Source organism: Arthrobacter horti (assembly GCF_030731045.1).
GTDB classification, from domain to species: Bacteria; Actinomycetota; Actinomycetes; order Actinomycetales; family Micrococcaceae; genus Arthrobacter_E; species Arthrobacter_E nanjingensis.
Genome location: NZ_JAVALS010000003.1, coordinates 280,995 through 287,671, shown reverse-complemented (window position 1 = coordinate 287,671; position 6,677 = coordinate 280,995). Strand labels below are relative to the sequence as shown.

5 protein-coding genes are annotated in these 6,677 nt (G+C 69.0%); 2 read left to right on the top strand and 3 right to left on the bottom strand.

What is annotated here, in order from left to right; all coding sequences use genetic code 11:
• Positions 1-316: 316 nt before the first annotated feature.
• From Q9R02_RS07420 to Q9R02_RS07410, 3 genes are all read right to left on the bottom strand, one after another.
• Positions 317-523, bottom strand: coding sequence for a hypothetical protein (locus tag Q9R02_RS07420; protein ID WP_305996018.1), 207 nt, complete (start codon positions 521-523; stop codon positions 317-319).
• A 160-nt stretch (positions 524-683) separates the two neighbouring features.
• Positions 684-1,631 (bottom strand): prephenate dehydratase, encoded by a 948-nt coding sequence (gene pheA / locus Q9R02_RS07415; protein WP_305996017.1) that lies wholly within the window; start codon positions 1,629-1,631, stop codon positions 684-686.
• 46 nt (positions 1,632-1,677) lie between these two features.
• Positions 1,678-2,004, bottom strand: coding sequence for a rhodanese-like domain-containing protein (locus tag Q9R02_RS07410; RefSeq protein ID WP_305996016.1), 327 nt, complete (start codon positions 2,002-2,004; stop codon positions 1,678-1,680).
• 200 nt (positions 2,005-2,204) lie between these two features.
• Here Q9R02_RS07410 and Q9R02_RS07405 point away from each other — a divergent pair, with 200 nt between their 5' ends.
• Both Q9R02_RS07405 and Q9R02_RS07400 read left to right on the top strand, forming a co-directional pair.
• Positions 2,205-3,671 carry a peptide MFS transporter gene (locus tag Q9R02_RS07405; protein WP_305996015.1) on the top strand — a complete coding sequence of 489 codons (1,467 nt, stop codon included), beginning with the start codon at positions 2,205-2,207 and terminating at the stop codon, positions 3,669-3,671.
• 275 nt (positions 3,672-3,946) lie between these two features.
• Positions 3,947-6,670 carry an aminotransferase class I/II-fold pyridoxal phosphate-dependent enzyme gene (locus Q9R02_RS07400; RefSeq protein ID WP_305996014.1) on the top strand — a complete coding sequence of 908 codons (2,724 nt, stop codon included), beginning with the start codon at positions 3,947-3,949 and terminating at the stop codon, positions 6,668-6,670.
• The last annotated feature ends 7 nt before the right edge of the window (positions 6,671-6,677 follow it).

Genomic DNA, 6,677 nt, shown 5'->3' with positions numbered 1-6,677 from the left:
GAGGCCTGGGAGCCGCTGGGTGGGGCCCCGGCGGCGAGGGTCCCGGGCCGATGCGAAGCGAGGCCTGGGAGCCGCTGGGTGGGGCCCCGGCGGCGAGGGTCTCGGGCCGATGCGAAGCGAGGCCTGGGAGCCGCTGGGTGGGGCCCCGGCGGCGAGGGTCCCGGGCCGATGCGAAGCGAGGCCTGGGAGCCGCTGGGTGGGGCCCCGGCGGCGAGGGTCTCGGGCCGATGCGAAGCGAGGCCTGGGAGCCGCTGGGTGGGGCCCCGGCGGCGAGGGTCTCGGGCCGATGCGAAGCGAGGCCTGGGAGCCGCTGGGGTCAGTGACCGTTCTCTTCCTCGGCCGCCTGCTGGCGCGCGCGCCGCAGCGCCTCATCCTCTTTGTGTTCGGACTGTTCCTTGATCATGGCCTGCTCCTCGGCGAAGCGCAGGCGGTCCGCCCGGTCCGCCTCGTCGCCGTCCCAGTCCTGATTGTCGGAGTCCGGTTCAGGGTTGACGATCATGCCCTGTCCGTCGTTCTCACTCATGGTGTTTCCCTGCCTCCTTGCGGCCCGCTCCGGAACCCTCATCGAGTGGCTCCGTGAAATGTTCCAGCAAGCATACGCGCGTGGCGGTCAGGCGGACAGAGGACGCTGACAACAACGGCGGGCCGGGACGCTGCAGTCCCGGCCCGCCGTCGTCGTGGGTTCAGCCTGCGGCGCCGTCCCGCAGGATGCCGGCCACCCAGTGCTCGGCGGCGGCGAACGCCGCGTCCGAGTTGTGCGGTGCGACGACGGGCGGCTGGGCGTCCGCGCGGGCGTAGGAGCCGAGGAAGCGGGTGGCGGGGCTGATCCGGTGCAGGCCCGCGAGCGCCTGCTGCATGCGGGCGTCGTGGGCGTGCCCGTCCGCGTCGATGCTGAAGAAGTAGTGGCCCAGGTACTGGCCGGTGGGCCGGGACTCGATGCGGCTGAGGTTCACGCCGCGACTGGCGAACTGGTCCAGGATCTCCATCAGGGCGCCGGGGTGGTCCTCCGGCAGCGGGATGACCAGCGTGGTCTTGTCCGCACCCGTGGGCCGTGGCATGGGGCCGGGCCGGGAGACCAGGATGAAGCGGGTCACGGCGTCCGGGTTGTCCCCGATATTGTCCGCCAGGACCTCCAGCTCCGGGTGGGTACGGGAGACGATCGGCGCGCACACTGCGGCCTGGTGGGCGGCGCCGTCCTCCAGGAGCGCGACGGCGGCCGCCGCCGTGGAGGACGCCGTCAGATAGTCGACGCCGGGGTGGTTGGCGTCGAACCATTCGCGGGTCTGCGCCCACGCGTGGCCGTGGGTGGAGACCACCGTGATGTCCTCAAGGCGGGTGCCCTTGCGCGCCACGAGCTGGAACGTCACCGGGACCAGGACCTCGCGGATGATGCGCAGCTCCCCGCCGTTGGCGATGGCATCCAGCGTGGCCGGGACACCGCCCTCCACGGAGTTCTCGATGGGGATCATGGCGGCGTCCGCCTCACCGTGCCGTACCTTCTCCAGGGCGATCCGGGCGTTGCCGGCGGGGATCCGGACGGCTTCCTCGGCTCCGGGGACCTGGAGCAGGGCGGTCTCGGTGAACGTCCCCTCCGGGCCCAGGTAGGTGTAACGGGGGGCGGCGGCGCTCATGCGGGACCTCGGTTCGGCTGGTGGTGTCGGTGGGGCGTGGCAGTGACTACAGGACGCGCGGGGTTTCGGGACCGTCCGCCACCATGGGCTTGCCCGCCTCGAACCACTGGTCCATCCCGCCGGCCACGTTGATCGCCGAGTACCCCTGGCCCACCAGCCACTGTGCCGCCTGCCAGGAGCGTCCCCCGGTGCGGCAGATGATGTAAAGATCCTGGTCCGGGTCCAGCTCCTCGAAGCGCAGGGGGAGCGTGTTCAGCGGCAGGTGCAGGGCGCCGTCGACGTGTCCCGCGGCCCATTCGTAGTCCTCGCGGACATCCACGATCGTGGCACCCTCCGGGATCTCCTGGACCCGTACGGTCTCAACCTCGCTCACGCTGTGCCCTTCCTGTCATGCCCGGTGGCTCGTTGCCGGACACGTTCAGAGTACCCCCGGGCGGTTCGGCTCCCGAATCCGCAACAGGTGCGGATATTGCCGCGCCGGAACGGAATCAGGGCGCCGGAAACGCGATCCGGGCCGCGTGACCAAGGACACTAAATATGACTTTTGACACAGCCGATTGAGACGATGGAGGGATGAACCCCGTACAAACCAGCCCGGACACCACCGTGTCCAGCGACAAAGGCTTCTTCGGCCACCCCCGGCTTCTGGCGAATCTCTTCACCGTGGAGATGTGGGAACGCTTCTCCTTCTACGGCATGCAGGGGATTCTGGCGTACTACATGTACTACACCGCCACGGACGGCGGCCTGGGCCTGGACAAGACCCTGGCCCTGAGCCTGGTGGGTGCCTACGGCGGCGGCGTCTACCTCTCCACGATTCTGGGCGCCTGGCTGGCGGACCGCCTGCTCGGCTCCGAGCGCGTGCTCTTCTTCTCCGCCTGCGTCATCATGGCCGGCCACGTGGCCCTGGCCCTGCTGCCCGGCGTCGCCGGCCTGGCCCTCGGCCTCATCATGGTGGCCTTCGGCTCCGGCGGTCTGAAGGCCAATGCCACGGCCCTGGTGGGGACGCTGTACGACGCCAAGGATGAACGGCGCGACGCCGGCTTCTCCATCTTCTACATGGGCGTCAACCTGGGCGGCCTGCTCGGGCCGCTCGTGACCGGCTTCCTGCAGAGCAGCTACGGTTTCCACGTAGGCTTCGGCGCCGCGGCCGTCGGCATGGCGATCGGCCTGGCGGTGTACAGCCTCAAGCGCAAGGCGATGCCGGAGAGCGCCCACCATGTGGCGAACCCCCTGGCCGCCGGCGAACGCAAGCGCTACATGCTCCTCTTCGCCGCCGTCGTCGTACTCATCCTTTCCCTCCTGCTGACCGGCCTGATCACCCCCAAGAATCTGGCCACCTGGATGGCGTACGTGGCCATCGGAGCCTCCGTGGCGTACTTCATCATCCTGATCAGCAGCAAGAAGACCCGGCCGGTGGAGCGCAAGCGCGTCTTCGCGTTCATCCCGCTGTACGTGGCCTCCGCCGCGTTCTGGGCGCTGTTCCAGCAGCAGTTCACGTTCATCGCCGTGTACTCGGACGAGAAGCTGGACCGCCACCTCTTCGGGTGGGAGATGCCGGCCGCCTGGGTGCAGTCCATCAACCCCGTGTTCATCGTGATCTTCGCCGGCGTTTTCGCGGCCCTGTGGACCCGGATGGGTCACAAGCAGCCGAGCTCCCCGCTGAAGTTCTCCTTCGGCCTGGTGGTCATGGGCCTGGCGTTCCTGGCGTTCGTGCCGCTGGCCGGGCCGGGTAAGACCCCGCTCCTGGCCCTGGTGGGCATCCTGCTGCTCTTCACCTTCGCGGAGCTGTTCCTCTCCCCCATCGGTCTGTCCGTCTCCACGAAACTGGCCCCCGCCGCGTTCCAGGCGCAGATGGTGGCGCTGTTCTTCCTCTCCGTGTCGCTCGGCACCACCCTGGCCGGCATCCTGGCGGGCCTCTACAACCCGGCTGACGAGCTCCCCTACTTCATCGGTGTCGGTTCCGTGGCCGTGGTCCTGGGACTGGGGCTCATGGCGGCCACCCCGGCGGTCCGCAAACTCATGGGCGAGGTCCGTTAGGCGGCACGAAACCCCCATTTCAGAGCAGGCTCCCGAGTCTGCTGTCCGGAGGACCGGACGCCGCGCGGCGTCCGGTCCTCCGCGTGTTTCCGGGGTTTTCGGCGCCTTCCGGCGCCCTCGGAAGGTTTCCGTAAGGTGACAAGAGCGCGTCATTTTGGCTCTCACCCCCAAAGTGCCCCAGGACCGCGGGTAAGGTCATCCGCAAGGCCTCAGGGCCCGCCGGGCCGCAATGGGGCGTCCCGGGTTTTTCTCACTGTTGAGACCAGGGGATGGCAATGACGTTCGCACCAACGGCCGCGGGACGGTGGGGTGCCGAGATCGGGACTCCGGAAAGCGCATGGCGCACCAGGAAGGACACCTGGGAGTACCTCGGGTACGCCCTCTCCGGGATCCTTCAGCAGCGCCGGATGGGACAGCTGGAGACGGAGAGCTCCACCTCGTTCAACGGCATCCTCCAGCTCCTGGAATCCCTGGAACCGTACTGGGCCCTGCCCGGCCTGCAGGCCGTGAAGGACATCTCCCAGCTCATCTCCCTGGGACGCTACTCCGAGGCCATGAGCCGCGTGGAGAGCGTCAATGACATGCTGCGCACCGGCGTCCAGACGGCCGAGGACGGCGCTGAGAGCCCGGCGCTCGACGCCGATGCCGCCACCCCGTCCCGCCCCGCACCCCACATCGAGGTCCTGGTGGTGGACTCCGGCCCGGCCGACGAGCTGGAGCGCTTCACCCGCGAGCTCCGGGACCAGCGCCGCGGCATGGACAAGTTCGTCTACCACGTCAATGTGGTCCCGAGCTTCGCCGACGCCATGGTGGCCCTGGTGATCAACCCCAGCATCCAGTCCGTCATCCTGACCCCGCGCATCGCCGCCCAGTCGCAGCAGCGCCTGAGCAGTTCGCTGCGCCGTTTCGTGGAGCGCCGCGCCGGGGACCGCCTCAAGGAGACCCGCTCCATCCGCCGGATCCTGCACCTGGCGGACGCCCTGACCGAGATCCGGCCCGAGCTGGACCTCTTCCTCATGGCCGGCGTGGCGCTGGAATCCCTGGCCGGTTCGGTCAACGGCCGCTTCCGCCGGGTCTTCTCCCGCACGGACGCCATGGACCTGCACCTGTCCATCCTGGGCGGCATCACGGAGCGCTTCGAGACCCCATTCTTCGACGCCATCCAGGAGTACAGCCGGCGCCCCGGCGGCGTGTTCCACGCCCTGCCCGTCTCCCGCGGCGGTTCCGTCCTGGCGTCCCCGTGGATCGAGGACATGGCCGACTTCTACGGCATGAACCTGCTCCTGGCGGAGACCTCGGCCACCTCCGGCGGCCTGGACTCCCTCCTGGACCCGCACGGCGCCATCAAGGAGGCCCAGGAGCTCGCGGCCCGCGCGTTCGGCAGCCACCGCAGCTACTTCGCCACCAACGGCACCTCCACGGCCAACAAGATCGTGCACCAGTCGATCGTGGGCCCGGGCGACATCGTCCTGGTGGACCGCAACTGCCACAAGTCCCACCACTACGCCCTGGTCCTGGCCGGGGCCTCGGTCAGCTACCTGGACGCCTACCCGCTGGACAGCCACTCGCTGTACGGGGCGGTGCCGCTGGAGAGCATCAAGCGGCGCCTGCTGGCCATCCGCGACGCCGGCCAGCTGGACCGGGTCAAGATGATCACCCTGACCAACTGCACCTTCGACGGCATCGTGTACGACGCCCGCCGCGTCATGGAGGAGTGCCTGGCGATCAAGCCGGACCTGGTGTTCCTCTGGGACGAGGCCTGGTTCGCGTTCGCCGGCTTCCACCCGGTGTACCGCCAGCGCACGGCCATGCACTCCGCGGGCGTGCTGGAACACGAGTTCACGACGGCGGACTACGGCCGCCGCTTCGAGCAGCAGAAGGCGCTCCTCGCCGGAGCCGACACGGAGACGCTGGTGCACACCCGCCTTCTGGCGGACCCCACGGCGACCCGCCTGCGCGTCTACGCGACGCAGTCCACGCACAAGACGCTCACCTCGCTGCGGCAGGGTTCGATGATCCACGTCTTCGACCAGGACTTCGCGGAGCTGAACGAGGAGTCGTTCCTGGAGGCGTTCATGACGCACACCTCCACCTCGCCGAACTACCAGATCCTGGCCTCGCTGGACATCGGGCGCCGCCAGGTGGAGCTGGAGGGCTACGCCCTGGTGCAACGGCAGGCGGACCTCGCCATGAGCATCCGCCGCACCGTGGGGCGGCACCCCCTGCTCCGGAAGTACTTCCGGGTCCTGTACACCTCGGATCTGGTCCCGGACGCGTACCGGGTCTCCACCAGCCCCAACCCGGCCAAGGACGGCCTGGCCTCCTGGGACGAGGCGTGGGCGGAGGACGAGTTCGTGGTGGACCCCTGCCGCATCACCCTGGACATCACGGCCACGGGCGTGGACGGGGACACCTTCAAGCACGACTACCTCATGGACGGGCACCGGATCCAGGTCAACAAGACCAGCCGCTCCAATGTGCTGATCATGACCACCATCGGCACCACACGCAGCTCCGTGGCGTACCTGATCGAGGTCCTGGTGAAGATCGCCGAAGACCTTGAGCGCAAGAAGGCCCTCTCCCGGATCAAGGCACCGGCCCTGGCGTCCGGGCCGGACACCGCAGTCACCATCCCGCTCCCGGACTTCAGCCGCTTCGCCCCGGCCTTCCTGACACAGGACGGCGTGTCCGGCGACATGCGCTCCGCCTACTACCTGACCTACCGCAAGGGCACCACGGAGCACCTGAGCTCGGCGCAGATCCGCGAGCGCATGATCACCGGTGACGTGGTCTCCGCGACCTTCGTGACGCCGTACCCGCCGGGCTTCCCGGTCCTGGTGCCCGGCCAGTGCTTCTCCAAGGACATCCTGGACTACATGGACGTCCTGGACACTCGCGAGATCCACGGATACGACAAGAACCTCGGCTACCTGGTGTTCCGCCCGGAGGCCATCCCGGGCTGGGGCGCCGGCACGGAAGGCCTGCTCCCGCTCATCTGAGCGAGCG

Coding starts and splice junctions, on each gene's coding strand:
- Q9R02_RS07405 (WP_305996015.1), top strand. CDS start 2,205: ATGAACCCCGTACAAACCAGCCCGGACACCACCGTGTCCAGCGACAAA.
- Q9R02_RS07420 (WP_305996018.1), bottom strand. CDS start 523: ATGAGTGAGAACGACGGACAGGGCATGATCGTCAACCCTGAACCGGAC.
- Q9R02_RS07400 (WP_305996014.1), top strand. CDS start 3,947: ATGACGTTCGCACCAACGGCCGCGGGACGGTGGGGTGCCGAGATCGGG.
- pheA (WP_305996017.1), bottom strand. CDS start 1,631: ATGAGCGCCGCCGCCCCCCGTTACACCTACCTGGGCCCGGAGGGGACG.